This is a genomic window from Bacillus sp. RAR_M1_44, from assembly GCF_020165935.1.
Lineage (GTDB): Bacteria > Bacillota > Bacilli > Bacillales > Bacillaceae > Bacillus > Bacillus altitudinis.
Window position 1 is genome coordinate 1,032,818 of sequence record NZ_JAIUKX010000001.1, and the last position, 26,336, is coordinate 1,059,153.

Here is a 26,336-nt window from a genome sequence, read left to right on the forward strand (position 1 = left end):
CGTCCTTCTATTTCTCCAGCTGGTTTGACTCGGATGGAGACAGCCCATCAGCTGTTTTTATGCGGCTTTCTAAAGGTCGGTGGTAGAATTCTTCCGGCCATTCCTCTAACGTCTTACCAAGAATACGCCCCGCAAGATCTCGTAAATCATTTGGCGATACTGCCCCAGCCTGAATAAATGGTGTCAGAACCTTTGCTATCTCTAATGGATCTCTAAAGTCAGGACCATTTAATAGAAAGCGGACATGCCATATATCTAAATCCGGGAGAAAAAGAGTATTGAGCTTCCCTGTAATAAGATGCCGCTCTGGCTGAAACACTTGCTCCTCCGTTGTTTTTCGCGCGGTATCTGCCGTGGCCTTGTTATAATCTTGTGACTCTCCTGTGTAAATAGGCGGCAGACGAAAAGCGGAGCGGATTTTGTTTCTCGTCTTTTCATCGTATTCTAAAAAGAGCGCATCCTCTTGCAGGATTTCCGCCAAGGATTTAAAGTTCACTTTGACATTTGATACATCTTCTTCACCTGTTAATCCTTTTTCTGTCGGAAGCCCTTCTACTTCAAGCAATAAAAACTTATGCGCATGATCAGACCCTTCAATATCATCCATATAATCTTGTAGCTGCTGATAAGAAGTCTCTGACAGCATGCCGTTTTCAACAATGATGGCACCAGGTACATGCCTTCCTTGCTTAAAATAAAGATAATTCAGCTCTTCTGCTTTTCGTGCGCCATACATATTGACGATGTTGCCAATCCAGCGGGGAATCCCATACGTCCCACTGCCAATTTTAAAATGAATGACTTCTGTTGCTTGAAGTGGTTCTGGTGTAGCATCATCGTACTTGCCTGTTTCATAATTTAATATGCGCGGATCTCCATACTCCTTGAAAAAGACTTTCTTCTCATTGATGACCTGCACATATTTTCGGAATCGTTTCTTGCGATTCATCGTCTTTAATTCGCCGTTTTCTGTGTAGCGGAATTCGACGTCGACTGGCTCACTCAGCTTGCAAATGCGGATATGGAGTGCATCCAAATACTCGATTCCTGCCGGCTTTCCTTGTCCATCCCGCAGCACCTCTAAAAAGCCATTTCCTGTTTTCTCCCGGTCTTCTAGGACATAACCAAGAATCACGTCAGCAGACTCATCATAGTTCATGTATTTCGTAAACTCTTCGAGTCTTGTCCATTCCTTCTCGGCTGTCTTCTTTTTGACCGGTTTCACATCTTCCGCATTAAAATCAAAGGCGTATTCCACCCCAAATCCAAAACCTAAAATGTTTGTTCGATACGCATCTATACATTGCTGAAGAATCGTTGAGTATTCTGCCATGCTTTTTAATTCGTTGATATGGTAGGGCGGGGGGACAATGTCATCTTTTTCGTATGAAAATTCATCCTCATACATTTGTTTTGTATGATCAGACATGTTGGCCTTCATAATCGTTGCTTTTAATTGTTTCATTGTATGGACCTCCTCTCTCGGTTTGGACGGACACGCTCTGAAGCAGTCTGTTTCAAATCGGTCACCTCATAATCATCTAGCGCATACCAAATGGCGGATAATGTGTGTGGATCGATTTGAAATTCATCTTCCTCTAAGCGGCCGTTCTTATCTGCCTTATAGGTTAGTGATTGAAGTTCATAGATGGTATAAGGGCAAGCATCAGAACAAATGATTTTCTTAAATCGTTTGATTTTCTTTGTATATTGCAAACGTGAGCCTTGGAACTTATGCGCAGCGACCATTTGAAATCCGCGCTGCCGAAAATAGTGAATCGTTTTAGGTTCTGCTGCGTCTGCCTTAATGAGTTCCTTTGATTCAACAAATTCTTTCAGATCAACAGCTGTTTCATCATCCGTTTTCCCGCGGTCGTAATATTCCCAATAAATATATAAGTACTTTTTTTCATGATCGACAGCTAACCGAATGAGCGCATTGTAGGATTCGACAAATCCAAAATCCATCCCCGCCCGTTTCAGCGGTCTTTCAATTTGCCCGATCGCTTCTAATACGTCAGCATGCTGTCTGACCTCAAATTGCGGAAACACTTTTGTGCCATTGATACCGAAGTATCCCTTCCTTGCAATTCGATAAAGATCTGGATCGTATTCTTTCAGCTCATCCAGCTGCTTGACATAGCTTTTAGGAAGAAATAGATTGTCTTCTGCTGTTGAGTGGTGATAGTACGTATCTTTTATCACGATGGTTCGCTGTTTGTATAAGGTTTCGTCATCAAGGACAAAACGTTTCAGCTGTTCATCTCGAAAGAAATGTCTGTACGTCCAATTATCCTGACCAACGGGATTCGTCGATAACATCATATAAAGAGGTAAAACCGGATGTCTCAGCCTTCCAAGCAGTTCTTTAAACCCTTCATAAGAAACCTCGGAACACTCCTCAATCCAAATCATTGAGATGTTGTTGATCGACTTCAATTTCTCAGGCTTGTCCAGTCCTTTAAATAAAATGCTGCTCCCATTGCGAAAAGTGAGAGCAAGCGGTGAACTGCGGCACTTTACTAGATGATCGATGCCAAGATCGCTGACGATTTCTTGTAAAAGAGAGTAGGTCGACTCCCGGTGCGTATCATACACTTCTCGAATGACAAGTGCTGTCCGTTTTTCCTCAAGCAGTTTTAAAATCAGCTTTAAAGCAATGTGATAGCTTTTGGAGGAGCCATAACCGCCTACTAAAAACTGAAACTTTTGATTCCAATCGAACAAAAAGTGTTCAAAGTGAGGATTGACTTCTTTTTCAATCAACGGCGTCATGAATCGTCCTCTTTTCTTTTGATCATGATATGAAGATCTTCTTCTTTTTCCTCACGAACTGCTTTTTTTGTTTTTTCGATTGTTAGCTCAATTTGCTTCAGCTTTAATCTTCGTTCATCTTTCGCATGAGCGAGCTCCTCAAACTGTTTAATCAGTCGTCTTAGCTCTCCCATTGCACGAGATTGGGCATTTAAAAAAGTGGCATGCCGATCCCATGAAAATTGAAACGAAAATTCCTCTGCCGTGATCTCTGGCTCTGGATGAATGCCTTCGCCTGTTTCTTCCTCTAATGAAGAAGGCAAGTACGTCGCCTTTTTCAGTTCTTTGATCATGTCATCTTGATCTGCTACATGCATGATGCGCTGCGCTCGAATAATGGCTGCGTATTGAATTTGAATTTGATCCCAGATGATATCAAGAGATGTGCGCCCATCCATTTTTTCCATGATTTCAATCGTTTCATCTGAAAGAAATTGATGAAAGATCGAGTGCGCCTGCTTTGACGGTGTTTTTTGTCTTTGCCAGCCGTATCGTCTTTTCCATGATTTGACGGTATGGATGGAGACGTTGTAATGATCCGCTAGCTGCTGGTACGTCATCCCTTTCATATAATCCTGCTTAGCCTCTATCCGTTTATCTTTCATTTACATTCACCTGCCGCCTCCTTTTAGTTCGAATGATTCCCTGAAGAGGAATCATTTGTGCCGGGCTAGCAAACATTCGTTTGGTCTTTCTAACTATAGGTGGCAACTGTAAGACAAGCTTTTGAAGATTGATGTGATGAAAGAAAAAACGCCTATTCAGCAGTTTTGAATAGGCGTTCTTGTACTTTTTTGGACATTTTGGTCCGAGCTCTTTCCATATGTTTTTGGACTGTTCCTTTTTTTACATCTAGCATGATCGCAATCTCGCTAAATGACAGACCCTGCGTTGTGTGCATAAAAAATACGTCTTTCTCTCGATCTGTCAAAACGGATAAGGCTTCGTCAATTCGCCTTTTGTCCCGCTCACTTACCTCTCTTTCTTTCTCTTGAATGAGGGTGTATTCATGTGATAAAGCCTCTAATACTTCTGGATTGGCAAGAATGGTGCGCTGATACACAGACCGTCTATCTAATCCTCTGCGTGCGCCTGGCTCTCTCCCGATTTGAAGCCATTCCACCACGTATTCTAAATCACTGACCATACTGGCGATCATTTTTTGATCATGTTTGTCCTGTTCTGACATCTGTTTCTCTTCTTTGTCTTTCAATTGTTCATATCGTTTTCTGGCATCTTTTAAACTTCTTTTATATTCGATCAGTAAATCTTGCATCTGTGCTCTCTCCCTTTTTTAAGAAAATAAAAAACGGACACCAATCAGCCCCTTTTTATAGGGTCTTGATCAGTGTCCGCAGGCTTTCCGTCTTGGACTTATTCAGTTGTTCTTGTTCATCAGACTAGCTGATTTTAAAACCAATCTCATGATCGACTCTTGCAAAATGCCCTTTTGCTGTTTGAATAATCGTTTTTCCATGCTCAGGTACATCCATCATATAAGCCGTTCCTACGTTTCCATCTAACACAATGACTTGAATCTTTCCTTTTTCCATTTCACCGACAAATGTCTGGTTTTCTTGAATCATGAGTTGTTTTGGCTCGTTCATATGCTTGTCTCCTTATTTGGTGGTGAGGATCTCATATCATCACCCATCGTATTTAAAATGATTTCCATTCGAGGACGCATGCTATAAAACTGTGAAACTCTTAATTCTACAATCTGTAAAGAGGCGTTATCGGTAAAGGCATGAAGTGCTTCTTGTATATACTGCAAATTTGGTTGAAGAATGCTGATGTGTACCGGGCGTATCAAGCCTTTTTCTGCAGATGTACGCGTGTCTTGGCTGTTCGCTAGATCAATGGGCATATTGTAAAATGAGCGAATGTCGAGTGATAATGCGCCTTTTATTTTGCTTGTACATTGCGCTTTTGTGGCTGTTTGAATTCTGTTTATCAATGTCTCTTTTGTGCATAAATGTTCTTTTTCAATGATAAAATGAAGGACCATGCTACGATCTCCCGTCATCCTTCGCCCACTGCCGAATGTCTTGTTCGTTTTGACCCGCATTGAGCAAACATTTCAGGAATGCCATGATTTGCTTCAATCGATTCATGTCGCATTCATCCTTTCCTTCTTCTTGTCATCAACGGCTTTTTCTGCCATGAGGGTCATGTATGTGCGTTTTTCTTTTGCCGTGGGGAAAGCAAAAATCGGCTCTTTTTGATGAAAAGTGATCCAGCCGCCAGCTTGTACTAGGCAATGCTGGGCTTCTTTTCGGGCATCAAATGTCATCTGATGTCTCATCATCATCAAATCCTTTCTCACGGTCCTCGTCCTCTAATCGATAACCATTTCGGGACATTTCATATGGCCAGTAACGTTTTGGATAGCCGAAATCATTCATTTGTGTCACCATCGGATGTTCGATACTCATTCTGTTTGTCTCCCCTTTTTAAGAACGGTCTTCCTCAAGACTATTACTCTTTTTGTGTAACTTTTGACCAAAAAAAAGCTCTTGAACACCGATATTTAGCAAATCTGCAATATGCTTGGCTATTTCTAAGCTGGGCTTTGTTCGGCCCATTTCTATATTTGCATAGCCACTCGTGTACTTATATCCAAGTTTTTTCGCCATATACGTTTGTGTTTTTCCTTGTAATATTCGTTCTTCTCGTAAATTTTCAAGTTTCATGTTTCCACCTCTTACTCATTATGTGTAAGTTATATTCATTATGATAATATACACAAAACGAGTAAGTCAATCATATTTTTATTCTTTTTGTGTATTTATTTATCTTTTCCGTGTAATTCATGATAAAATTTACACATAATATGAAAAAAGGTGTTTCCGATGGATAATTTGACTGGAAAGATTCTAACTGAATTAAGAGAGAAACATGGATGGAGTAAGTCTACCGTTGCCAAAAAACTCGGATTAAAGGCGATGTCGACCTATGCTAACTGGGAGTATGGATTGAGAAAGCCAGATGGTGAAATGATTGTGAAAATCGCCGAGTTATACGGGGTCTCAACAGATTATCTTCTCACAGGTAAAGACAAAAACGCCTCTGATGACGATCTTGCAGATGATCCTGATTTGCAAATTGCGTTTAAAGCTGCCTCCGATTTTTCTGAAGAAGCACGAAGACAAACCATCGACTTTATTAACTACATTAGAGAGAAAGAAAAACAAAAAGGCCGTCAGCCAAAACAGACAGACGACAAATAAAAGATCTCTTTTCATAAAGCATCACATAGCTGGGTAGATACCCAGCTTTTTTTATGTCTCTTTTTCCCCCTAAAAAAGAATGACATATGAATAAAAAATCATGTTTTTTGGGATAAAATCGTCTTCCCCTACATAATATGTGACAATTTTCACCAAAAATACTCATTTTTCCACTTATTTTGATTGACATATAATTCTATTATTATTAATATATGTATATACCAAAAAAAGGAGTGTTACCGATGAAAAAATTAATGAAAGCTTGTACATTGTCTTTAGCTGCTTTAGGTGCTCTTACGTTCTTCCAAACAGAAGGTGCTCATGCAGCTGCACAGCCTAAAGAACCAGTTATAGCAAAAGCTCCTATTATGAATAAAGTGATTACGGTGAACCGCACACTTACTGTAGGTTCTTCAATCGCTGTTTCACTTCCAGCAAGTCAAATTTCTGTCTCAGGCGCAACGTATGCCATTCAATTAGACCAAACTGCTCCAAACTTCACATGGATCCGTGCTGTACAACGCGGTTCTGTTACAGTGTCTTACTATAATTCACTAGGGGAGCTTGTTATTAACTATATTACTGTTCGTTAAGCGATTTTTTTCATATGAAAAGGCGATGACTATATGTTCATCGCCTTTTTGTGTTTTTTGTGTTTTTACTTAGGATGCTTACCAGTGCTTGCCAATCTCTATCTATTATGTTAACTTTTAATAAAAATAAGTTTACATATTGAGAGGGGCTTATGATGGGAAAAATAACGTCTTTGTCTTGGGAAACGATCGTGAAGAAAGCCATCAATGATGAACCAATTACGATGGAAGAAGGTCTAAAAATTCTTGAAGCAGACGACGCAGAGTTGCTGCCTATTATGCATGCTGCTTATCAGGTGAGATTTCATTTTTTTCAAAAAAAGGTGAAATTAAATATGATCTTTAACGCCAAAAGCGGATATTGTCCTGAAAACTGCGGGTATTGTTCACAATCGGTGATTTCAACAGCTCTGCTTGAGAGATATACAATGCTTGACCAAAAAACCATTGTGGCCGGTGCGCGTGAGGCGTTAAAAAGAAAAGCGGGGACTTATTGTATTGTAGCAAGCGGGAGAGCACCTTCGCACCGTGAATTAGATGAAGTCACCGCAGCAGTAAAGGAAATTACTGAGACGATGCCTTTGAAGGTGTGTGCATGCCTTGGGTTATTAAATGAAGAAAAAGCGAAACGGCTGAAGGAAGCGGGTGTTCATCGGTATAATCATAATCTCAATACACATCAAGATCATCATGCTCAAATTACAACGACCCATACGTATGATGACCGCGTATCGACCATTGAGAAGGTCAAACAGTCAGGGATGTCACCATGTTCAGGGGTTATTATTGGAATGGGCGAAACCAATCAACAAATTGTCGAAATGGCTTTTGCGCTTAGAGCCCTTGATGCGGATTCGATTCCCGTCAACTTTCTCCATGCAATTGAAGGAACGCCTCTTGAACATCAAGAACGTACACATCCAATCAAAGCGTTGAAGGTTTTGGCACTGATGCGATTTATCAACCCGGCTAAGGAAATTCGAGTATCTGGGGGAAGAGAGTTTAATTTACGAACGCTTCAGCCTCTCGCATTATATGCAGCGAACTCTATTTTTGTAGGCGATTATTTAACGACAAAAGGACAGCAAGTTCAAACCGATCATCACATCATTGAAGATTTAGGTTTTGAAATAGAAGAATGTGCGCTTTAAAAAAAGTCTGCCGATGAATCGGCAGACTTTTGACGTTGAGATTAGAATCTTTTATGGAAATCGACAGTACCGCTTCCTTCTTCGCGGTCAAAGCTGCCAACAAAAGTCCAGTTAATATAGCCCCCGTCACCATTGTTGACAAACGTACCATCTTCAAATACCCAAATACCAAACGTAATGCCGTCATATTCAACACTATCATAATAAACAACATTGTTCAGTCCGCTAAAATCATGATCTTGGCTTAAGTTTTGAACAACTACGTTGTAATTTTGACCTGCTTCATAGAATGCACTGTATGCCGCATTTTTTACAAATCCATCACGATTTTGAGATGATTTTACTGCTTGTTCAATTTTATCGGCAATGGCTACTGGATCAATCGAGACACTTCCATCGACACCTGTTGTCGTAGCAGCTTCAGCCTTTTGACCAAAAGTCGTAAGAGATAAAGGGACAGCAACCATTGACGTAGCAATCATAGAGCTAACAAAAAATTTACTTGTTTTCCTCATTATTTCTAACTCCTCCTTTAATTGGTATGTTTATGTACTACCCTTTTCTTTGTCACTTAAACACTAATTTAAGAAAAAACTTCTTTTTCTACCAATTAAGAGGCTGTTTTTACTGTTTAAAAGAGCAAAACAACAAAAAAACTACTCTTTTAAAAGAGTAGTTTTCCATCATTACATAAACATGATGAATAAAATCAGACCTAGGATGATTCGGTAGATCGCAAAAGGCACAAGTTTGATTTTATTAATCAGTTTTAGGAAGAATCGAACAACAAAGAGAGCCACAATAAACGCACTCACAAAGCCCACAATAAAGAATGGAAGCATGTCTGTTGTTAAATATTCGGCATTTTTAACAAGTGTTAAGAGGCTTGCTCCCGCCATAATCGGCATGGCCATAATAAACGTAAAGTCAGCCGCCGCTCGGTGATTCAGTCCAAGAATAACACCACCTGCTATTGTAGAACCTGAACGCGAGAAGCCTGGCCATAGTGCTAAACATTGAAATAGCCCGATATACAGCGCTTGTCTGTACGTCATATTATCCACAGAGCTTGTTTCTGTTTTACGTTTATTGATCCAATCAGCGACAAGCATCAGCACAGCCCCTAAAATCAAACCGACAGCGACCGTTCTCACATCAAACAAATATTTATCAATATAATCTTCAAATAAGAATCCTAAAATGACGGCTGGGACGAGTCCAACAGCAATTTGAGCAATGGTCAGCTTATGTCCGCTGCGTTTTTGTTCTTCTGTGATATTTTTCTTTAAGCCTAATAAGTTCAAAATACGATCTTTGAACACGATCATGACAGCTAAAATAGAACCTAACTGAATCACGACTTTAAATGTGTTTGCAGCCTCTGGCGTAATGATGTCTTTTGATTTTAGCCAAAGATCATCAACAATGATCATATGCCCTGTAGACGAGACAGGTGCATACTCTGTTAATCCCTCGACAATTCCTAAAACCAGTGCCACGAATAAATCCCATAGATTCATGATTTTCTTTCCTTTCAATTCTGATCTTTTGAAGGCAAACATCTATGTCCACATAAAGACAAGCTTTCTTTTTCGAAAGCTCGTCTTTATGATACTATATTTTTTTCTAAAAAAGATTATGACATCAAACCTTTTCTTCTTTATACAAATTGGATCGCATTTTGAACCAATCAAACAGGTGGGTCGTGATCACTTTCAGAACGGCATACGTCGGAATCGCAACAATGATGCCGACGACGCTGAACAATTTACCTGCTGTTAATAGAACAAAAATAATCGTAATCGGATGGATATGAAGGTTTTTCCCCATGACCTGAGGAGAAATGAATTTCCCTTCAATAAGTTGAACCACTGTCCAGACAATGATGAGTTTTAAAAGCATCACTGGTGATGTCACAAGCGCAATCACAATCGCTGGTGTAATCGCAATGGTTGGACCAAGGTATGGCACTACACTTGTACATGCCGCAATAATCGCCAGCAGCAGCGCATAGTCAAGTCCAATAATCATATAGCCAATTAAAAGAAGAATACCGATACAGAAGCTGACAATGATCTGCCCGCGTATATAAGAACTTAGACGATGGTTCATTTCGTGAAGCACGATATGAGTATGGTCTCTAAACTTATTCGGGATAAATTTCAAGAAATAGTCAGGCAGTTTTTTGCCGTCTTTTAATAGATAAAACAGAATGAACGGAACCGTCACGATCGAGATGATAATTTCAGTAAGCGCCCCTAAGAAAGTGCCGACTCCAGTAAAAGTACTTTCCAAAATCTTCGTCGCTTGACTTGACGCTTTACTCACCAATTCAGAGACGTTAAAGTTCATCGTTTTCTGCACTTGACTAATAAAGTTGCTTCCAGTTAATTGTCTAATCTGTTCTTCTACCGTATCAACGTATTTTGGCAGATTATGAAACAGACTCATCGTTTGTGCTTGTAAAAAAGGAATAATAGATACAATGGTCACTGTAATGATCCCAATAATGACGATATATAAAAGCAAAATCGAAAAGATCCGTTTGACCTTAAATCTCTCTAATAAATTCACAATTGGATTTAATAAATAATACACAACCCCCGTTAAAATAATCGGTAAGGCAATGGTTTTGATGAGTACAATGAGCGGTGTGAAAATAAAAGATGCTTTCATGAAAACAAGGATATTCAACCCTATTAATAGCAGGATGAGTAAAAAGAGAACAAACTTGTTATCAAGAAAAAATTTTCTAAATCGACTGCTCCACATTTGCATAGAATTCATATCTTTCCTCCAAACACGGGCTATTTTATTAGTAAATTGTACACTACTTGATCATCATTTTGTGATCATTGTTTTAGCTTTTTTTCACGTTTCGCAATGGACATGGCCCATCCAATCAAAATCGGTTGTCCGATTAACCTCATCCATAACAAGGCTTGTTCTGTGCTCTCTTGCCCTGGAAATGGAATCCCTTCTCTCGCAGCAAATAGGTTCGCAGGGAAAATGAGCACCAGATAGACAGCGATCATTTTTGCTGCCACAATCCTTACGTTTGGAAGAAGTAGTAATACGGCCAGCAGCCATTCCAAGCATGCGGTGGCATAAATGATGCCATAGGGAAATGGCCATCCAGACATCATGCGGGCAAAGCCGCTTGGCTCTATCACATGAAAAACACCGGCTGCTATAAATAAAAGCGCGAATGCGTATGTACTTCCTATATGTAGGATGCGCTTCATGTTCGTTTCCTCCTCCCTCCTTCTCAAGTATTACCCGAATGAAGGAGGAAACTATCCACTTTTCGTACATTTATATTCTTTATGTAAGACGCATCAGCTAAGGTAAAGGTTTCATCCGCTTTTCAATAAAAAAGAAGATTCTTTCATACAAACGCTTTCAAAGCATGTATAATCAGAGAAAAGCAGAAGGAGGGAATGTGATGATTCGATTTGCTGTCATCGGAACGAATTGGATTACAGATCGATTCTTACAGGCTGGTGAAGGAGTGGCGGATTTTACATGTACGGCCGTCTATTCTCGGTCTGCTGAAAAAGGACAGGCATTTGCAGACAAGTATGGCATTGATACCGTCTTTACTAATTTACAACAAATGGCGGCAAGTGATGCGTTTGATGCTGTGTATATCGCAAGTCCAAACGCCCTTCACAAAGAGCAAGCGATGCTGATGATGGCGCATCAAAAACATGTATTATGTGAAAAACCATTGGCCTCTCACCGGAAAGAGGCTGAAGAAATGATTGCTGCTGCGAAAAAATATCAGGTGTGCTTAATGGAAGCGATGAAGACCACATTTCTGCCGAATTTTCTTCAAATCAAACAGCATCTTGATCAACTAGGCCCCATTCGGCAAGTGATCGCTCATTACTGTAAATATTCCTCAAGATACGATGCCTACCGAAACGGTGAGATTCCAAATGCTTTTAAGCCGGAATTATCCAATGGCTCCTTAATGGACATCGGCGTGTATCTTGTCTTTCCCATCATTTATTTATTCGGGCTGCCACATCAAATCACCGCGAGAGGCTATACACTTTCTTCTGGAGTAGATGGGAGCGGTTCATTACTTTTACAATATGAAGGACATCAAGCACTTCTTTTCCATTCAAAAATCTCAACATCTCATGTATCTGCTGAAATTCAAGGGGAGGATGCCACAATGGTGATTGATCAATTCCATCGCCCTTCTCGTATCATCATCCATGATCGGAATGGACAGCAAACCGATATTTCTCTCAAAGATGATCAACCTGCTATGTATTATGAAATCGATCACTTCATTCAATGCATCAAGCAAAAAAAGGGACAGTCTCCAATCAATACATTTGCCTTATCCGTTCAAACCATGTCCGTCATGGACGAGGCGAGAAGACAAATGGGCATTATCTATCCAGCCGACAGACAAATGTAATGAGGCATTGAATGAACAAAGGGCGTTTTACAGCCCTTTTTTTGTTCGTGTGAATCTAGTTTGCCGCTAATACATCGGCAAATGCTTTCACATATGGCGGAAGGTCCGGCGGGCGTCTGCTAGATACAATATGACCATCTGTCACAACGGCTTCATCAAACCATTCTGCTCCAGCATTCGTCATATCATCTTTAATACCAGGTGTACTCGTTACTTTTTTACCTTTCAGGATACCAGCTGAAATGAGCACCCATCCGGCATGACAGATTTGTCCGATCGGTTTGCCCTTTGCATCAAACGTACGAACGATGTCTAATACTTCTGGATATCGGCGCAGTTTATCCGGCGCCCATCCCCCAGGAACGAGAACCGCATCATAATCATCTGCTTGAATGGAATAGAAGTCTGCATCTGATACAGCTGGCACTCCGTACTTCCCGATATATTCATGATCTGCTTTTTCGCCTACGAGATGGACAGTTGCCCCCTCTTCTCTTAATCGCAAAACGGGATACCATAGCTCTAAATCTTCAAAATCATCACTGACTAACGCAATGACCTTCTTATTTGATAAACGCATAACATCTCTCCTTTTCTTCGGATTTCCTCTATTGTACGAGATCATCTCTTAAAAAGAAAAGCGGTTCCCCTTGAGGAGAACCACTTTCCATTATTCACTGATCTTGAATTTTTTAATTAAGTCACGCAATTCTTCCGCCATTTGGGAAAGCGTCGTCGAAGAAGAACTAATCTCTTCCATTGATGCAAGCTGTTCTTCTGCTGATGCTGCGATATCTTGAATACTTGCTGAACTCTCTCTCGATACATCTGCAATTTCATTCACTGCTTTAGAAATTTGCTCAGATCCTTTTGAAAGCTCACGAACTGTCGTATTCATATCATTGATTCTTGTCGCAATTTCTGCCGTTTGCTGATTGATTTGTGAGAAGCTTTCTTTTGTTTGGTCTGTAATTGATAGACCATTTTTTACTTCTTCATTCACAGATTTGAACATATTTTGAGACGTTTCAATTTCAGAGACAATTTCTTTGACGAGTTTTTCAATCTCTTTTGCAGAATCTGATGATTGAACTGCCAGTTTACGGACTTCTTCTGCTACAACCGAGAAGCCTCTGCCTGACTCACCCGCACGTGCTGCTTCAATGGCTGCATTCAGAGCCAGTAAATTCGTTTGATCTGCTATACCGTTAATGACACCTAAAATGTTGGTGATATCTTTTGATTTATGCTCTAATCCGTTGATCACACTTTCAGCTTCTTTCACTGAATGATCAATCGTTTTCATTTGGCCAACTGTCTGTTCAACAAGCTGTCCGCCTGTTTCTGCGACTGTTTTTGATTGAACCGATGATTCTGTAATGACATCAGATGTTTGTGCAACTTCATTTAGCCCTTCGTTCATTTGTTTCAAGTGGGCTGCACTTTGTTCCACCATTTCACTTTGATTTTCGTTTCCATTCGAGAATGTTTCAATGGATGATGTAATATGTTCGGTTGCTTTTGTCGTTTGACCTGCACTTGCCGTCAGTTCTTCAGACGATGACGCCACGTTTTCAACAGATGTCTGTACAGCTTGGATGACGTCTCTGAGTGACTCACTCATTTCATTAAAACTTGTACCGAGCTGACCAATTTCATCCTTTGATTTAACATCAATTTTTTCTGTTAAATCTCCTTCGCTAATCTTCTTAGAAGAGGAGACAAGCATGGAAAGTGGTTTTGTAATAGAACGGATGATAAAGAAGATGAGAATACCGCCAATGATGAGCGCACCAGCTAATATAATGGCAGCCATGTTGAAGACTGGCTGCGCCGCTTCTTCTACTTCACTGACAAACATTGTACCGGCAATTTTCCAACCAGTCGCTTTGTTTGTTGTGAACTCCATTTGCTTTTCTTTCCCTTCAAACAGATAACTCATTGAACCTTTGTCTTGTGTATAAAGCTTGTCTACCCAATCACCTGTTAATTTTGTTCCTGCTTTTTTCGTTGGATGTGCCACGTATGTCCGATCTGGGCTTCCGATAAAAGCATGACCTTCTTTACCAATATTGATACTATTAGACTCTTTTACTAGATTCGCAATGTCCAGGTTCATCGCAATAACACCAGAACCATCCTCTAGTTTTTTAGAAATCGTCACAACAAGTGTACCAGTTGATGCGGTTGGATATGGAGCGGAAACTGACAGCTCACCGTTTTTCGCCCAGCCATCTTTGTACCAATCCCGCTCAGTTGCGACATAATCAGCAGGCATTTTTTGATTTGGATATCTTGAGAACACTTTTCCATCACTTGAAGCAACAAAGATGCCTTCTGTGTCATCATTCATGCTCATGAATTGCTCAAAGCGCCCTTGAATATCAGTCGTTCCTTTTTGCCCCAGCTTTTTCTTCGTAATCCATTTGCTAAAGAAATCGGCTGCGTCTGTTTTTACTTTCACAACCTTCGTAATGTTTTTGTCCAGCTGTTCTACATTTTCCTTTGCACTTTGCATGATTTGATCATTTAAAGAGGTGCTCGCCGTATGATATGAAGAGAATGCCAATACGATAATTGGGCATAAAAGAATAAATAAGAAAGAGAAAACGAGCTTTTTTGATATAGATGGTTTTTTGAAATACTGTATGAAATTCATAAAAAAGAAAACTCCTTTTAGTAAGATAGTATATATATCGGAAGTACTACTAGGTTCTTTACTTTTTTAACTTATTAAAGTCTAAGTAAGTCCAAAATACCCAAATTATGTACATAGAATGGAAAAACACCTGACGTCAAAATGTCAGGTGTTCCAGATTATTGACAAAGGGCTAAAATGAATTTGATTTTAGCCCTTTGTTCTTTTCAGCGTGATAGAAAACCTTTGCAGCCCTAGGAAGAACGAGTACTGGCGCGGAGCGAATTTGAATTCGTGAGCACCAGTACGCAGGACTGACACCGAATGCGAGGGTTTGTCTACACGCTGAAACACCTGACGTCAAAACGTCAGGTGTTCCTCTATGACTCTTATATTTTAAATTGTTTGATGAGCTCTCTCAGTTCTTCTGCCATTTGAGATAAAGTGGCGGAAGATGAGCTGATCTCTTCCATTGATGCCAGTTGTTCTTCTGCTGAAGCCGCAATATCTTGGAACCCTGCGGAACTTTCACGTGAAAGCTCTTTGATTTGATTGACTGCTTGTGAAATATCGTTTGAGCCATGAGAAAGTTCTTGGGCTGACCCGTTCATTTGTTTCATTTGTTCTGTCATTTCTGATGTCTTATGGGTGATTTTCTCAAAACTTACTTTCGTTTCATCTGTAATGTTTAATCCAGATTGAACTTCACCTGCTACTTGTCTAAACATCTTCTGCGACTTTTCAATTTCATCTACAATTTCGTTCGTTAGGCTTTCAATTTCTTTTGAAGAGCTGCCTGATTGCTCTGCCAGCTTGCGAACTTCTTCAGCAACCACAGAGAAGCCTCTTCCTGCCTCACCTGCACGTGCTGCTTCTATCGCTGCATTTAAAGCAAGGAGATTCGTCTGGTCTGCAATGCCGTTGATGACTCCAAGAATGCTTGTAATGTCCTTAGATTTCTGTTCTAGCCCTGCAATCACAAGCTCTGCTTCTTTCACTGCTTGTTCAATCGTTTGCATTTGACCTGCTGTTTTTTGAACGAGCTCTCCACCAGCCTGAGCGGTTTTGCTAGACTCAATAGATGATTCCATCATGTGAGAAGTCGTGTTGACCATATGTGATAAGCTTCGATCCATGTCGTTTAACTGGACAGAGCTTTTTTCGATCATCTCATTTTGATGTTCATTGCTGTTTGAGAACTGTTCAATAGATGAGGTAATATGCTCAGTCGCTTGGGCTGTCTGTCCTGCACTAGCTGTTAATTCTTCAGATGAGGCAGCCACATTTTCAATTGAATTCTGTACAGCTTGAATGACTTGTTTCAGCTTTGCCGACATATCGTTAAAGCTCTGTGCAAGCTTGCCGATTTCATCATGTGTACGCACCTCAATATGCTGGGTGAGATCCCCCTGACTGATTTTCTCAGCCGATTCAGAGAGCTCTATGAGTGGTTTTCGGATCGATTTAATAATAAAATAAATCGCGATTCCACCGATGACAATCGCAGCAGCCAGGATGATCATGGTTAAGTCAAGCACTGGCTGTGCGGCTTCCTTCACTTCGTTGACATACATTGTTCCCGCAAGCTTCCAGCCTGTCGCTTCATTTGTGTCATAAAACATTTGCTTCGGCTGTCCGTTGAATTCATATTCGAAACTGCCTTTTTTATTGTGATACATCTTTTCGATGAAATCGCCTGTCAGTTTCGTCCCGGCCTTTTCCGTTTTGTGAGCAATGTAACGTTGGTCTGAGGTAGCGACAAACGCATAACCTTCTTGACCAATTTTGATGCTGTTTGTATCTTTCACAATTGTGTTCAATCGTACATTTATACCGATAACACCAGAACCATCTGCTAACTGTTCTGATATTGTGATGAGCAGGTCATCTGATGACTTGTCTGTAAAAGGATCTGAAATGATGAGTTTGTCATCTCCCATTGATTGTTGAAACCATGGTTCATTTTTTGCGCTTTTGGCACTGCCTTTATGAATCTCTGAATATTCAGTTAGTTTACCATTCTGATCTGCAACAAATACTTCTACAACATCGTCGTCTGTTTCCGATAGTTGCTCTAATTTCACCTTAAGTAAATCCTTATTTTTAGAAGCCAATTCCTTTTTTTTCACCGATTTAGATAAATATGAAACAATATCAATTTTAGGCTGTACATCTTTATTGATCAGTTCATTTAATTGATTCACACCATTTGCAGCGCTAGACATAATCTCATCATTGAGAGACTTAGATGCCACTTCATAGGAAAATGCGGCCAACACAAGAATGGGCACTAGGAGAATCGCTAAGAATGCAGTAATTAATTTCTTTGACATCGTAAAGTGCTTAAAAAAGTTGATTTTTTTCATGACTCTACTCCTTTTGGTTTATGATTTGGGATCATCCCCCTCTATTCTTAGGTAATGCGGATTATTTTTCAAGGTGTAATGTTCAAAAAACCACCAAAATAAGTACATTTACCTATTTCTTTCGATTTATTCACTTCAAAAAAAGAACCCCCTAGCTGGAGGTTCTTTTCATTTGGTTTATTCGACTTTAAATTTGCTAATCAAATCACGTAATTCTTCTGCCATTGAAGAAAGGGTGGCAGAGGATGAGCTGATCTCTTCCATTGATGCCAGCTGTTCTTCAGCTGAAGCGGCAATGTCTTGAATATTGGCGGAGCTTTCACGTGATACGTCTGCAATCTCACGGACAGCCTCAGAAACATGCGCAGATCCTTTTGACAACTGGACAACTGTTCGATTCATTGTTTGGAGCTGATCTGAGATTTCTTTGGTCATGTCGAAAATATTGTGGAAGCTGACTTTCGTTTGTTCAGTAAAGCTTAAGCCTGATTGAACTTCTTGATTTACTGCTGTGAATACTTCTTGTGATACATCAATATCTTGAACGATTTCTTTGATTAAGTTTTCAATTTCTTTCGCTGAGTTGGCAGATTGAACAGCAAGTTTTCTTACTTCTTCTGCTACAACGGAGAAGCCTCGACCAGATTCGCCAGCTCTTGCTGCCTCAATCGCTGCATTCAGCGCAAGTAAATTCGTTTGATCTGCGATGCCATTAATGACACCAAGAATCTGGGTAATATCTTTTGATTTGCTTTCCAGCGCACTGATGACATTCTCTGCTTTTTTCACTGATTGATCAATCACGTTCATTTGAGAAGCGGTTTTTTCCACTAGCTGTCCGCCTTCTCCTGCAATCTCTGTTGATTTGATGGATGAAGCGGTAATCGATTCAGCCGACTCGTTCATGTGCTGAAGGCCTCTGTTCATTTCTTCTAACTCTTCTGAGCTTGATTCCACTTTATCATTCTGGCTTTCGTTACCAGTAGAGAATTGTTCAATGGCTAATGTAATATGCTCTGTTGCTTTACTTGTTTGTCCTGCGCTTGCGGTCAGTTCTTCTGATGAAGAAGCGACATTTTCAACGGAGGTTTGGACGGCACCAATGAGGGATCTTAATGAGTCAATCATCGTATTAAAGCCTTTACCAACTTGTCCTATTTCATCATCTGATTGAATCTGAAGTTTATCACGTAAATCACCTTCGCTGACCTTTTTCGAGAAACGGGCAAGATTGGATAATCTACTTGAAATAGAGCGGACAATAAAGAAGATGAGGGTTCCTGCTACGATCAGTGTCACACTGAACACAATAATGGCTGTATTGAAAACGGGTTTAGCTGCATCCTCTACTTCTGATACGAGCATCGTGCCGCCGATTTTCCAGCCGGTTAGTTCATTGGTGACATACGCCACCTTTTTATCTGTTCCATTGAGTGTATAGCTGCCGTTTCCTTGTTTGTTTTTAAAAATAATGTTCGCCAAATTCTCATTGACTTTGCTTCCTGGCTTTTGGGTTGGATCTGCTAGCACGGTTTTATCCTTCTCCATGATGAAAGCATATCCTTTTTGACCTATTTTAATTTCTTTTAGCTTTTGAATGAGGCTGTCAATTTCCATATCAAGACCAATTACCCCTGAGCCATCTTTCGTTTTTTGGGCAATGGTGATGACCATTTTACCTGTAGATGCTGCGACGTATGGCTTCGTGATGACTTGTTTACCATCAGCACTCATGGCCTCTTGATACCACGGACGTTCTCTCGGATCATAGCCTTCAGGCATTTTTTGAACTGGGTATTGCATGAACAAACCCTTTTCTGAACCTGCATAAATGGCTGAGACATCTTTTTCATTAATTTTTCCGTATTGCTGCAATTCTTTAATGGTAGCTTTTCTATTTTTTTCTTGAAGATTAGACGCCTTGAGATCATCTGTAAACAGGGTCACAGCCTCTGCCTTGTTCCCAATATTCTCATCGATTAAGGTATCAAATGCATTGACCTGACTCATCGCACTGCCCATAATCTGTTTGTCTAATTCTGTCTTTGATGTGAAAAACGCACTAATGGTCAGTGCAACAGTTGGCAGTATGAGGACTACCAAAAAGGCAATAACTAATTTTTTAGAAATGGATGGTTTTTTGAACCATTGGATCATTTTTCCCATTTTCTCTTTCCCCCTTTACTTCTCTAAAGTTATTATCGGATGAAAGGTTTATTTTTAGAGGGCTGGAAATGACGTTTAAAAATAAAAAAAATACCCAGACAATTCTGGATATTTTTTCATCGTTTTTTAATCAATTTTAAATTGACTTGTCAGCTCTTTTAGCTCCTCAGCCATATTGGCAAGTGTGACAGAAGAGGACGAAATTTCTTCCATAGATGCCAATTGTTCTTCAGCAGATGCCGCAATATCTTGAATGTTCGCCGCACTTTCTCTTGAAACTTGACGCATCTCCTGCATAGCTTGTGACACAAGTTTTGATCCGCTTGATAGGTCAACCGCTGTATCATTTAATTGAGTGAGCTTTTTCGACATACCTTCTGCCGCCTCATAGATGTTTTGGAAGCTTTCTTTTGCTTCTTCTGTCATCCCAAGTCCTGCATTTACTTCTCGGTTAACAGCTTTGAACATCTCTTGAGATTTGGAAATTTCCAACACAATTTCTTGGATCAGCTTTTCAATTTCTTTCGCTGAATCTGCGGATTGGACCGCTAGTTTTCTGACTTCCTCTGCTACGACAGAGAAGCCGCGCCCTGATTCACCTGCTCTTGCTGCTTCAATGGCTGCATTGAGTGCAAGTAAATTCGTTTGATCTGCGATGCCATTAATGACATTTAAAATGCTCGTAATATCTTTAGACTTGTATTCTAATTCTTTCATGACTTGTTCTGCTTCTTGTACAGATGTGTCGATATGTTTCATTTGATTCGCTGTGCTTTCAACGATACGTCCGCCTTGTCCAGCCGCTTCTGTCGATTGAATGGAGACAGCAGTCACTTCTGATGAAGTTTGTGACATACCTTGTAATCCTTCATTCATTGCGACAAGCTGATTCGTGCTAGATTCGACTTTCTCATTTTGTGCTTCATTCCCATTTGAGAATTGTTCAATCGACATTGTGATATGCTCTGTCGCCTGACTTGTTTGGCTGGCACTAGCAGTCAGCTCTTCTGAAGCTGAAGCCACATTGTCGACAGATTGCTGGACCGCTCGAATAACTTCACGCAAAGATTCACTCATCTTACTAAAGCTTCTTGTGAGGTCTCCTATTTCATCCTTCGATTTGGTTTCGAGGGTTTCCGTTAAATCCCCTTCACTCACCTTTTCTGAGAAATCAACAAGCCTTCTAAGTCCAATTGTGATGGAGCGAACGATAAAGAAGATCGCAATACCGCCAAGGATAAAAGAAGAAATTAAAAGAATAATGGCAGAATTCCAAACTGGCTGTGCTGCTTCTTCTGTTTCTGATACAAACATCGTTCCAGCAATTTTCCAACCTGTTAAATCATTTGTCACAAAAACGAGGCGTTTTTGCTCTCCTTTATTCTCATAAGTTGATGTTCCTTCTTTGCCGCTGTAAAGGATTGATGAAATATTTTCTGTAACTGCAGAGCCTGATTTTTCTTCTGGGTGAGCTACAATCTGTTTGTTTTTATTTGCAATAATTGGATATCCTTCTCGTCCAATTTTAATATCTTTGATTTTATCGACGATATCCTGAACATCAATATCAATCCCAATGGCTCCCGACCCGTCCTTCAGACGCTGAGCGATTGTGACAACCATGCCGTTTGTTGTGGCAGAGATGTATGGATTGGTGACCACAGGTTCGCCTTTTTCGTCCTGCATCGCCGCTTTATACCAATCACGAGTTGTTGGATCATAGCCTTTTGGCATGTCCACTTTAGGGAACTGAATAAAGTCACGATTTTTACTTGCTGCATAAAATCCAACTACATCATCTTCATTGATTTTACTGTATATCTCAAAATGCTCATACAGTTCGTCCTGGTTTTTCTTTTTAAAGTCTGCAGCACTGGATGTTTCGGTAAACAGTTTGACTGCGTTCTCCTTATTCAAAAGCTTTTGCTCGATCATGTCATTCAGCTCATTGACTCTTGCGTTGGCTCCGTACATGATTTCATGATCTAACTCTTCTTTGGCAATCTGATATGAAATCGTACTGAGTGTAATGATAGGCAAGACGAGAACAAGTGTGAATGAAATAATCAGCCTTTTAGAAATCGATGGTTTTTTCAACCATTTTATGATACTTTTCATGTTTTTCCTCCTTTTAAACGTTATGTTTTATATCGGACAGCTTCATATTATTTTCATGTTTTTCAAATAAAAAGGATGTCTTTTTGTTTATTTTCACAAATTGATTCCTTGCCCAAGCATCCCGCATACGCTAATACAAAAGGGGGCGCTTTTCATATGATTATCCTTTCAGGACAGCCAGTGACAAATGAGCAGCTGGCATCGTTTCAGCTAGAAGGACAAAAGCGGATCATTTTGATGCAATTACAAGCCTCAAATGATACGTTCCGTTATAGGCAGGCATCTGATTTGTTATTTGAGGTGACTTTACGATCGAATATCATGAATGCGGCAAGAGATTTGAACAAGAGCGGTGCCTCATTTGCTATCTTTCAAAGATCCCGTGCGAATGACGCCTATTGGCGTGTATCAGAGGCCGGAGCGTTAGAACTGCGCTATCAAGTCGAGCCATCTACGGGGATTAAAGACATCTTTGAAAATGGCTCAAAATATGCCTTTGAATGTGCCACAGCGATTGTCATTGTGTTTTATATGGGAGTCCTGCAAACGGTAGGAGACGAGAAGTTCAATCGAAGACTTAGAAGTTTAACGCTGTATGACTGGCACTATGATACATTATCCATTTATACAGAGCGTGGAAATGATTTTATTTATGGGGATTGCCTATATTTCGAGAATCCAGAGTTTAGCTATCAACAGTCTCAATGGCGCGGAGAAAATGTGATTTACTTAGGGGAAGATCAATATTATGGGCATGGGCTTGGGATCTTAACAGCTGCAGAGATTATTGATAAATTAAATGCCAGAAGACGGCCAGGGGCGGTTCAGTCCGCTTATTTACTGCCGCAGACTACTAGGATGGATGTTATTTATCTCAGGCAAATGTTTGGCAGCTAAAAAAGGCCTCTTGTCTATAGGTTATGACAAGGGGCCTTTGTATGCCTTGCGTTTGCGGTAATCATGGAGCGTGCCAAGCATTTTGTTTGCTAGGATTTCCATTTCTTCTAGGTCGTTTCTTGTGACTGGAGGGTCGTGCTGATTCCATTTCACATAACGAACGAAATAGTAATGACGAATGGGGGTAAGGACGGCAGGGGAGTGCGGAAAATCATCAAATAGAAATTCAATTTGTCCTTTTTTCCGATATGAATGTTTTAAGATTTCCATCCTGTCACACCACCCATTATCAAATTATATCTGCGTGAGTTCATGCATGATTTCTTCAACGGTTAAAATGGAATGAATACGGCCAACCCCCTGACCTGCCCAAAGAGCCATTTGTTCTCGGTTTCCTGCAGCAGCTGCCGCTTTTCGCATCGGTGTTGTCCATACGTGCTGTATGGGATAGGGAAGAACCCGGTCTTCATTTCGTCTTTCTTCCTCCATCCACTGATTGACAATACCTCTTGCTTTTTTTCCAGAGAAAAGCCGTGTCATCGCTGTTTCACTGCCTTCTGCCTGTAACAGCGCCTTTTTGTACACATCTGCCGCAGCACTTTCTTGACTCGCTAAAAATCGTGTCCCTATTTGAACCGCATCTGCTCCAAGTGCTAGTGCTGCTTTCATAGTGGTCCGGTCTGTGATCCCTCCAGCGGCGATCAATGGGATATGACAGACAGACTTGACATCAGTGATCAGGCAGAAAAGTCCCTGCAGAGCATCTCCCTTTGAAGGTAAGAAGGTGCCTCGGTGCCCTCCTGCTTCGCTTCCTTGAAGAACAATGGCATCCATTCCTTTTTCTTCTAAAAGCAGTGCTTCTTTTTTTGTTGTAGCTGTTCCAATGAGAAAGATCCCCTTTTGTTTCAGATGATGAATTGTTTGTTCATTTGGACAGGCAAATGTAAACGACACAGCTGGGACTTCTTCTTCTTGAAGAATGTTGATTTTTTGTTCATAGTCCTTCCATAATTCTTCTTCTCTAGGGATCATCTGTGCTTCTTGTATGACAGGCAGCCGGTCTGTCCAAAATGATACATCTTCTGTTTTCGTTTCTGAAATGGGTTCAGGGACAAACACATTCACTTGAAATGGACGAGATGTCAGCTGTTTGACCTGTCTGATTTGCTGCCTCATCTTTTCTGGCTGTACATAACCACTTGCTAAGCTACCGAGACCGCCATATTGTGAAACAGCGGCGACAAGCTGCGGCGTCACCGCTCCTCCTGCCATTGGTGCTTGAATGATGCCATGTTCAATTTGAAGTAACGCTGTGAATTCTCCCATCTTCTCCCCCGCCCTTACTCGTTAGATGACACCTGTACATAAAAGTGACGATGTCTCGGTCCGTCAAACTCACAAAAATAGATTCCCTGCCACGTTCCAAGCACAAGATCACCATGATGGACAAGAACGTGCTGAGATGCTCCCATATAACTAGCTTTCATATGCGCTGCTGTATTGCCTTCCATATGACGATCTTTTGAATGTTCCCACGGAAAGACTTCGTCAAGCCGGCGCAGCATATCTCGTTTGACGTCTGGGTCGGCATTTTCATTAATGGTGATTCCAGCCGTCGTATGTGGACAATAGACCATAACCGTTCCGTTTTGAATTCCAGTTTCCCGGACATATTGCTGAACTTCATGGGTAATGTCTATCATGTCATCGTGTTTGTCTGTTTGTACGTTGATTTTTTTCATTTCTCTGCTCCTTTTGATCATGTCTATAAAACCATACCCTTTTTATGTGAAACCAATCACTGCCGGTTGGCAGAAACAAATCTTCTTACCTAAAGTTTACCAAGCAAAAAAACCTCGTCAATAGCTCCGAGGTTTTTAGGAAAAGTGAACCTTTTTTACTTCTATGGTTCGAATATGATGATCTTCTGCATCGACAATTTTAAATTCACAGCCTTCTGCTTCAATGATATCTCCAATGTCAAAATCAATTTTATGCGTCATCATCCAGCCGGCAATTGTATCAACATCATCATTTTCAATCGCTAAATCCAATAAATCATTTACTTCATCGATCAAGGCTTTTCCATCCATGACATAGTGGAAGTCACCTTTTTTCACAATATGCGGGGTTTCATCTTGATCATATTCATCTCGAATCTCGCCCACAATTTCTTCTAATATGTCTTCAACTGTGACGAGACCTGCTGTTCCGCCGTATTCATCTACAAGCACCGACATATGAATCCGTTCCTTTTGCATCAAAATCAGCAGTTCTTGAACCGGTGTACTTTCAATGACACGAATGACAGGGCGCATTAAGTCTTCAATGGACACCTCTTGATTGAGAAAACTTGCTTTAAATACGTCTTTGCTATTGATCACACCAATGACATGATCTTTGTCTTCTTTAATGACAGGATAACGTGTATACCTTTCGTTCAGCATATAATGCGTCACGTCTTCCAGGCTCTGTTCAATTTCAATGGCAGAGATTTCTGTGCGCGGGATCATGATCTCTCTCGCCACTCGGTTATCAAATTCAAATATTTTATTGACATATTTGTATTCAGATTGGTTGATCTCGCCCTTTTCGTAGCTTTCAGAAAGGATGAGACGCAATTCTTCCTCACTGATCGCCACTTCATGTTCTTTGACAGAATGAAAACCAAATAATTTCACAATGCCTCGTGCAGCCCCATTTAATGCTTTAATAAACGGGTACATGACTTTATAGAAAAAAATAAGAGGTTTTGCCGTCACAAGACTGACGGCTTCTGCCTTTTGAATGGCAATCGTTTTGGGAGCAAGTTCCCCAACGACAACATGCAAAAACGTAATGATCACAAAGGCAATGATAAACGATATGATGTCTGTCAAAGCGGAATGAAGCCCTGCCTTTTCAAAAAGCGGATGCAGGAAATGTTCCACTGTCGGCTCCCCTAACCACCCTAAGCCTAATGCCGTGATGGTAATACCAAGCTGACAGGCAGATAAATATTCATCAAGGTTGGTTGTCAGTTTCTGAACATGAATGGCTCTCTTATCACCGCTTTCAATCAGCTGATTGATTTTTGAGCCTCTAATTTTCACAATCGCAAATTCAGTGACAACAAAAAATGCTGTCGCAGCAATGAGTAATAGGACTAAAAATACGTTTAAAATATACAAAAAAACCCTTACCTAACACGGGTAAGGGCTCACCTCCTCTGGCGTCAATTAATCATTACGGCCATTTAGGAAGATCATTACAAAACGGAGCAATTCAAACAGGGAGACAAGGGCCGCTGCTACGTACGTAAGAGCTGCAGCATTTAACACCTTGTTCACGCCTCTTTCTTCACTGCTTCTAATGATTCCTTCTGAAACAATGATATTCTTTGCACGAGAACTTGCGTTAAACTCAACAGGCAATGTCACTAGCTGAAAGAACACAGCAGCTGAGAACAAAACGATCCCAAGCCCGATTAAGTTAAGGCTGCCGAGCAATAATCCACCTAGGAAAAGAAGCGGGGCAACACCAGATGCAAAGTTCACGACAGGGAAGATCTTATGTCTCAAGACAAGCGCACCATAGGATTCCTGATGCTGCAAGGCATGTCCAACCTCGTGTGATGCGACTGAAATGGCCGAAATGGAATGGCCATAATACACTGGTTCAGATAAACGAACCACACGCTGCGTCGGGTCGTAATGATCAGTCAAAGTTCCTCTTACCGGTTCAACGGGTACGTCGTATAACCCGTTGCGATCTAAAATATATCGAGCGGTTTCAGCACCTGTTTTCATACTGGCAGCTTCAACCTTTGAATACTTTTCAAAATTATTCTTTACTTTAAATTGTGCCCAAAAAGACAATCCCAATGCGGCAAATGTTAAAAAATAAAAAAACAGCATGCTCATCAGCTTCCTTTTTATTTTATATATTT

28 protein-coding genes and 4 pseudogenes are annotated in these 26,336 nt (G+C 40.6%); 5 read left to right on the forward strand and 27 right to left on the reverse strand.

All coding sequences use genetic code 11. The features are described 5' to 3' along the window. Window positions 1-7 precede the first annotated feature (7 nt). From LCD34_RS05720 to LCD34_RS05760, 9 genes are all read right to left on the reverse strand, one after another. Window positions 8-1,465: a phage portal protein gene (locus tag LCD34_RS05720; RefSeq protein ID WP_039169994.1), complete on the reverse strand. Its 1,458-nt coding sequence runs from the start codon at window positions 1,463-1,465 to the stop codon at window positions 8-10. Beyond that, on the reverse strand, window positions 1,462-2,763 hold the full coding sequence (locus LCD34_RS05725; RefSeq protein WP_161630747.1) for a PBSX family phage terminase large subunit: 1,302 nt from the start codon (window positions 2,761-2,763) through the stop codon (window positions 1,462-1,464). Before LCD34_RS05725 ends, LCD34_RS05720 begins: the two co-directional genes overlap by 4 nt. A gap of 8 nt (window positions 2,764-2,771) precedes the next feature. Beyond that, on the reverse strand, window positions 2,772-3,419 hold the full coding sequence (gene terS, locus LCD34_RS05730; RefSeq protein ID WP_007500563.1) for a phage terminase small subunit: 648 nt from the start codon (window positions 3,417-3,419) through the stop codon (window positions 2,772-2,774). 152 nt (window positions 3,420-3,571) lie between these two features. After that, window positions 3,572-4,090 (reverse strand): sigma-70 family RNA polymerase sigma factor, encoded by a 519-nt coding sequence (locus LCD34_RS05735; RefSeq protein WP_224558658.1) that lies wholly within the window; start codon window positions 4,088-4,090, stop codon window positions 3,572-3,574. A gap of 124 nt (window positions 4,091-4,214) precedes the next feature. Beyond that, window positions 4,215-4,400, reverse strand: coding sequence for an XtrA/YqaO family protein (locus LCD34_RS05740; protein WP_370648332.1), 186 nt, complete (start codon window positions 4,398-4,400; stop codon window positions 4,215-4,217). Between the two features lie 17 nt (window positions 4,401-4,417). After that, entirely contained in the window at window positions 4,418-4,822 is a 405-nt protein-coding gene (locus tag LCD34_RS05745) for a holliday junction resolvase (RefSeq protein WP_224558659.1), read from the reverse strand. A gap of 102 nt (window positions 4,823-4,924) precedes the next feature. Continuing rightward, window positions 4,925-5,119 carry a hypothetical protein gene (locus tag LCD34_RS05750; RefSeq protein ID WP_224558660.1) on the reverse strand — a complete coding sequence of 65 codons (195 nt, stop codon included), beginning with the start codon at window positions 5,117-5,119 and terminating at the stop codon, window positions 4,925-4,927. Further along, window positions 5,097-5,249: a hypothetical protein gene (locus LCD34_RS05755; RefSeq protein ID WP_017358977.1), complete on the reverse strand. Its 153-nt coding sequence runs from the start codon at window positions 5,247-5,249 to the stop codon at window positions 5,097-5,099. Before LCD34_RS05755 ends, LCD34_RS05750 begins: the two co-directional genes overlap by 23 nt. An 18-nt stretch (window positions 5,250-5,267) precedes the next feature. Next, the gene (locus LCD34_RS05760; RefSeq protein WP_017358976.1) at window positions 5,268-5,507 is read right to left on the reverse strand and encodes a helix-turn-helix transcriptional regulator; all 240 of its coding nucleotides are present in this window, start codon (window positions 5,505-5,507) and stop codon (window positions 5,268-5,270) included. A 159-nt stretch (window positions 5,508-5,666) separates the two neighbouring features. On the opposite strand from LCD34_RS05760, the gene LCD34_RS05765 reads away from it, so the two are divergent. The 3 genes from LCD34_RS05765 to bioB all read left to right on the forward strand — a co-directional run bounded on the left by LCD34_RS05765 (window position 5,667) and on the right by bioB (window position 7,788). After that, complete coding sequence (locus LCD34_RS05765; protein WP_007500560.1) at window positions 5,667-6,044, forward strand: helix-turn-helix domain-containing protein; 378 nt, start codon at window positions 5,667-5,669, stop codon at window positions 6,042-6,044. A 242-nt stretch (window positions 6,045-6,286) separates the two neighbouring features. Next, window positions 6,287-6,637, forward strand: a complete 351-nt coding sequence (locus LCD34_RS05770; RefSeq protein WP_003213146.1) for a hypothetical protein — start codon at window positions 6,287-6,289, stop codon at window positions 6,635-6,637. 155 nt (window positions 6,638-6,792) lie between these two features. After that, window positions 6,793-7,788, forward strand: a complete 996-nt coding sequence (gene bioB, locus LCD34_RS05775; protein ID WP_017358975.1) for a biotin synthase BioB — start codon at window positions 6,793-6,795, stop codon at window positions 7,786-7,788. A 41-nt stretch (window positions 7,789-7,829) separates the two neighbouring features. Here bioB and LCD34_RS05780 read toward each other — a convergent pair whose 3' ends face one another. The 4 genes from LCD34_RS05780 to LCD34_RS05795 form a co-directional block, all read right to left on the reverse strand. After that, window positions 7,830-8,303 carry a hypothetical protein gene (locus tag LCD34_RS05780; RefSeq protein ID WP_007500557.1) on the reverse strand — a complete coding sequence of 158 codons (474 nt, stop codon included), beginning with the start codon at window positions 8,301-8,303 and terminating at the stop codon, window positions 7,830-7,832. 171 nt (window positions 8,304-8,474) lie between these two features. Then, the gene (locus LCD34_RS05785; RefSeq protein ID WP_035390159.1) at window positions 8,475-9,308 is read right to left on the reverse strand and encodes an undecaprenyl-diphosphate phosphatase; all 834 of its coding nucleotides are present in this window, start codon (window positions 9,306-9,308) and stop codon (window positions 8,475-8,477) included. A gap of 124 nt (window positions 9,309-9,432) precedes the next feature. Then, window positions 9,433-10,575 (reverse strand): AI-2E family transporter, encoded by a 1,143-nt coding sequence (locus tag LCD34_RS05790; RefSeq protein WP_007500555.1) that lies wholly within the window; start codon window positions 10,573-10,575, stop codon window positions 9,433-9,435. 65 nt (window positions 10,576-10,640) lie between these two features. Next, on the reverse strand, window positions 10,641-11,033 hold the full coding sequence (locus tag LCD34_RS05795; RefSeq protein ID WP_008344160.1) for a DoxX family protein: 393 nt from the start codon (window positions 11,031-11,033) through the stop codon (window positions 10,641-10,643). Window positions 11,034-11,233: 200 nt separating this feature from the next. On the opposite strand from LCD34_RS05795, the gene LCD34_RS05800 reads away from it, so the two are divergent. Then, window positions 11,234-12,223 (forward strand): Gfo/Idh/MocA family protein, encoded by a 990-nt coding sequence (locus LCD34_RS05800; RefSeq protein WP_041091811.1) that lies wholly within the window; start codon window positions 11,234-11,236, stop codon window positions 12,221-12,223. 55 nt (window positions 12,224-12,278) lie between these two features. Here LCD34_RS05800 and LCD34_RS05805 read toward each other — a convergent pair whose 3' ends face one another. The 9 genes and pseudogenes from LCD34_RS05805 to LCD34_RS19710 all read right to left on the reverse strand — a co-directional run. Beyond that, window positions 12,279-12,803 (reverse strand): type 1 glutamine amidotransferase domain-containing protein, encoded by a 525-nt coding sequence (locus tag LCD34_RS05805; protein WP_008344162.1) that lies wholly within the window; start codon window positions 12,801-12,803, stop codon window positions 12,279-12,281. 90 nt (window positions 12,804-12,893) lie between these two features. Beyond that, window positions 12,894-13,847, reverse strand: coding sequence for a methyl-accepting chemotaxis protein (locus LCD34_RS19675; RefSeq protein ID WP_411910433.1), 954 nt, complete (start codon window positions 13,845-13,847; stop codon window positions 12,894-12,896). Beyond that, a pseudogene (locus LCD34_RS19680) lies at window positions 13,839-14,882 on the reverse strand (HAMP domain-containing protein); the annotation flags it as partial. The pseudogene LCD34_RS19680 and the gene LCD34_RS19675, both read right to left, overlap by 9 nt. Before the next feature lie 368 nt (window positions 14,883-15,250). Further along, a complete protein-coding gene (locus tag LCD34_RS19685) occupies window positions 15,251-16,198 on the reverse strand; it encodes a methyl-accepting chemotaxis protein (protein ID WP_370539194.1) in 948 nt (315 codons plus the stop codon). Next, window positions 16,190-17,227 (reverse strand): annotated as a pseudogene (locus tag LCD34_RS19690) (HAMP domain-containing protein); the annotation flags it as partial. The gene LCD34_RS19685 and the pseudogene LCD34_RS19690, both read right to left, overlap by 9 nt. 177 nt (window positions 17,228-17,404) lie before the next feature. After that, window positions 17,405-18,355, reverse strand: a complete 951-nt coding sequence (locus tag LCD34_RS19695; RefSeq protein ID WP_370529239.1) for a methyl-accepting chemotaxis protein — start codon at window positions 18,353-18,355, stop codon at window positions 17,405-17,407. Next, a pseudogene (locus LCD34_RS19700) lies at window positions 18,350-19,393 on the reverse strand (cache domain-containing protein); the annotation flags it as partial. The gene LCD34_RS19695 and the pseudogene LCD34_RS19700, both read right to left, overlap by 6 nt. 126 nt (window positions 19,394-19,519) lie before the next feature. Continuing rightward, on the reverse strand, window positions 19,520-20,470 hold the full coding sequence (locus LCD34_RS19705; RefSeq protein ID WP_370529240.1) for a methyl-accepting chemotaxis protein: 951 nt from the start codon (window positions 20,468-20,470) through the stop codon (window positions 19,520-19,522). After that, window positions 20,462-21,511, reverse strand: a pseudogene (locus tag LCD34_RS19710) (cache domain-containing protein); the annotation flags it as partial. The gene LCD34_RS19705 and the pseudogene LCD34_RS19710, both read right to left, overlap by 9 nt. 156 nt (window positions 21,512-21,667) lie before the next feature. Between LCD34_RS19710 and LCD34_RS05830 the strand changes: the two are divergent. Continuing rightward, window positions 21,668-22,408: a protein-glutamine gamma-glutamyltransferase gene (locus tag LCD34_RS05830; RefSeq protein WP_008345763.1), complete on the forward strand. Its 741-nt coding sequence runs from the start codon at window positions 21,668-21,670 to the stop codon at window positions 22,406-22,408. A gap of 21 nt (window positions 22,409-22,429) precedes the next feature. Here the strand turns inward: LCD34_RS05830 and LCD34_RS05835 are convergent, their stop codons facing one another. The 5 genes from LCD34_RS05835 to LCD34_RS05855 all read right to left on the reverse strand — a co-directional run bounded on the left by LCD34_RS05835 (window position 22,430) and on the right by LCD34_RS05855 (window position 26,301). Beyond that, a complete protein-coding gene (locus tag LCD34_RS05835) occupies window positions 22,430-22,678 on the reverse strand; it encodes a hypothetical protein (RefSeq protein ID WP_035389233.1) in 249 nt (82 codons plus the stop codon). Window positions 22,679-22,702: 24 nt separating this feature from the next. Continuing rightward, on the reverse strand, window positions 22,703-23,734 hold the full coding sequence (locus LCD34_RS05840; protein ID WP_224558663.1) for an NAD(P)H-dependent flavin oxidoreductase: 1,032 nt from the start codon (window positions 23,732-23,734) through the stop codon (window positions 22,703-22,705). 14 nt (window positions 23,735-23,748) lie between these two features. Then, entirely contained in the window at window positions 23,749-24,150 is a 402-nt protein-coding gene (locus LCD34_RS05845) for a secondary thiamine-phosphate synthase enzyme YjbQ (RefSeq protein WP_025207889.1), read from the reverse strand. A gap of 135 nt (window positions 24,151-24,285) precedes the next feature. Beyond that, window positions 24,286-25,578: a hemolysin family protein gene (locus LCD34_RS05850; RefSeq protein WP_007500537.1), complete on the reverse strand. Its 1,293-nt coding sequence runs from the start codon at window positions 25,576-25,578 to the stop codon at window positions 24,286-24,288. A 48-nt stretch (window positions 25,579-25,626) separates the two neighbouring features. Beyond that, window positions 25,627-26,301, reverse strand: a complete 675-nt coding sequence (locus LCD34_RS05855; protein WP_024719711.1) for a zinc metallopeptidase — start codon at window positions 26,299-26,301, stop codon at window positions 25,627-25,629. Window positions 26,302-26,336 lie beyond the last annotated feature (35 nt).

Coding starts and splice junctions, on each gene's coding strand:
- LCD34_RS05720 (WP_039169994.1), bottom strand. CDS start 1,465: ATGAAACAATTAAAAGCAACGATTATGAAGGCCAACATGTCTGATCAT.
- LCD34_RS05770 (WP_003213146.1), top strand. CDS start 6,287: ATGAAAAAATTAATGAAAGCTTGTACATTGTCTTTAGCTGCTTTAGGT.
- LCD34_RS05750 (WP_224558660.1), bottom strand. CDS start 5,119: ATGAGACATCAGATGACATTTGATGCCCGAAAAGAAGCCCAGCATTGC.
- LCD34_RS05745 (WP_224558659.1), bottom strand. CDS start 4,822: ATGGTCCTTCATTTTATCATTGAAAAAGAACATTTATGCACAAAAGAG.
- LCD34_RS05755 (WP_017358977.1), bottom strand. CDS start 5,249: ATGAGTATCGAACATCCGATGGTGACACAAATGAATGATTTCGGCTAT.
- LCD34_RS19705 (WP_370529240.1), bottom strand. CDS start 20,470: ATGAGTGAATCTTTGCGTGAAGTTATTCGAGCGGTCCAGCAATCTGTC.
- LCD34_RS05790 (WP_007500555.1), bottom strand. CDS start 10,575: ATGAATTCTATGCAAATGTGGAGCAGTCGATTTAGAAAATTTTTTCTT.
- LCD34_RS05835 (WP_035389233.1), bottom strand. CDS start 22,678: ATGGAAATCTTAAAACATTCATATCGGAAAAAAGGACAAATTGAATTT.
- LCD34_RS05830 (WP_008345763.1), top strand. CDS start 21,668: ATGATTATCCTTTCAGGACAGCCAGTGACAAATGAGCAGCTGGCATCG.
- LCD34_RS05840 (WP_224558663.1), bottom strand. CDS start 23,734: ATGGGAGAATTCACAGCGTTACTTCAAATTGAACATGGCATCATTCAA.
- LCD34_RS05795 (WP_008344160.1), bottom strand. CDS start 11,033: ATGAAGCGCATCCTACATATAGGAAGTACATACGCATTCGCGCTTTTA.
- LCD34_RS05780 (WP_007500557.1), bottom strand. CDS start 8,303: ATGAGGAAAACAAGTAAATTTTTTGTTAGCTCTATGATTGCTACGTCA.
- LCD34_RS05785 (WP_035390159.1), bottom strand. CDS start 9,308: ATGAATCTATGGGATTTATTCGTGGCACTGGTTTTAGGAATTGTCGAG.
- LCD34_RS05765 (WP_007500560.1), top strand. CDS start 5,667: ATGGATAATTTGACTGGAAAGATTCTAACTGAATTAAGAGAGAAACAT.
- LCD34_RS05800 (WP_041091811.1), top strand. CDS start 11,234: ATGATTCGATTTGCTGTCATCGGAACGAATTGGATTACAGATCGATTC.
- bioB (WP_017358975.1), top strand. CDS start 6,793: ATGGGAAAAATAACGTCTTTGTCTTGGGAAACGATCGTGAAGAAAGCC.
- LCD34_RS19675 (WP_411910433.1), bottom strand. CDS start 13,847: ATGAGTGAGTCACTCAGAGACGTCATCCAAGCTGTACAGACATCTGTT.
- LCD34_RS05845 (WP_025207889.1), bottom strand. CDS start 24,150: ATGAAAAAAATCAACGTACAAACAGACAAACACGATGACATGATAGAC.
- LCD34_RS05805 (WP_008344162.1), bottom strand. CDS start 12,803: ATGCGTTTATCAAATAAGAAGGTCATTGCGTTAGTCAGTGATGATTTT.
- LCD34_RS19685 (WP_370539194.1), bottom strand. CDS start 16,198: ATGTCGGCAAAGCTGAAACAAGTCATTCAAGCTGTACAGAATTCAATT.
- LCD34_RS05760 (WP_017358976.1), bottom strand. CDS start 5,507: ATGAAACTTGAAAATTTACGAGAAGAACGAATATTACAAGGAAAAACA.
- LCD34_RS19695 (WP_370529239.1), bottom strand. CDS start 18,355: ATGATTGACTCATTAAGATCCCTCATTGGTGCCGTCCAAACCTCCGTT.
- terS (WP_007500563.1), bottom strand. CDS start 3,419: ATGAAAGATAAACGGATAGAGGCTAAGCAGGATTATATGAAAGGGATG.
- LCD34_RS05735 (WP_224558658.1), bottom strand. CDS start 4,090: ATGCAAGATTTACTGATCGAATATAAAAGAAGTTTAAAAGATGCCAGA.
- LCD34_RS05740 (WP_370648332.1), bottom strand. CDS start 4,400: ATGATTCAAGAAAACCAGACATTTGTCGGTGAAATGGAAAAAGGAAAG.